The sequence below is a fragment of the Ensifer sp. GW101-20A05 genome (assembly GCF_059424735.1).
In genome coordinates this window covers 1-778 of the sequence record NZ_JBWKZT010000054.1, presented here as the reverse complement: position 1 = coordinate 778, position 778 = coordinate 1, and the positions used below count along the sequence as shown (strand labels likewise).

The window sequence follows — 778 nt, the reverse complement described above, 5'->3', positions numbered from 1 at the left end:
CGCTTGTCATATCGGGTTGCGATGCCTCGGAACTGCTTGATCCTGTTGAAGAACCGTTCCACGAGATTGCGTTGCCGGTAGACCCAGCGCGAAAACACGAAAGAACCCTTGCGATTACTCTTCGGCGGGATGTTGGCCCAGGCCTTTCGCTCGGCGGCCTTAGCCCGAATGGCATTCGTGTCATACCCCTTGTCGGCCAGCAGGATGTCCCCCTCGCCAAGCTCATCCGTCAGCGCGTCGGCTTCGGCACAATCGGCGATCTGTCCACCAGTCAGACGCAGATTGACCGGGCGACCTTCGGCATCGACGAGCGCGTGGATTTTGCTCGTAAGCCCGCCGCGGGAACGTCCCATGCCACCATCGTCTCCATCCCCTTTTTTCCCGTGGCCGCGTGCTGGTGAACGCGGACACAGGTCGAGTCGATCATCACAATGTCGCCATCGTAGGCCTTGGACACCGCTTGAAGAAGCCGATCCCATACCCCGGCTTTGCGCCAGCGCACGAAGCGGTTGTAACAGGTCGTCGGCGGGCCATAGCGTTCCGGAACTTCCGCCCAAGGCGAGCCCGTTCGAAACCGCCAGAGGATGCCATTCAGTACCCGCCGATCATCAACGCGGGCAACGCCGCGTGGCTTGTTGGGCAACAACGGCGATATGATCGACCATTCGTGGTCAGTCAGTTCGTAGCGACGACGCGTCATCAAATGCTTCCCTATTTCGAAGCCTTGAATCACGGCGGCCGATAAATGCCAAGAAATTTTATGAGTTTACGCTGTAGC

Annotated in this window: 1 pseudogene; it reads right to left on the bottom strand. The window is 58.9% G+C overall.

The window, feature by feature from the left end:
* Nucleotides 1-700: pseudogene (locus AC070A_RS34620) on the bottom strand (IS5 family transposase); the annotation flags it as partial.
* Nucleotides 701-778: the final 78 nt, after the last annotated feature.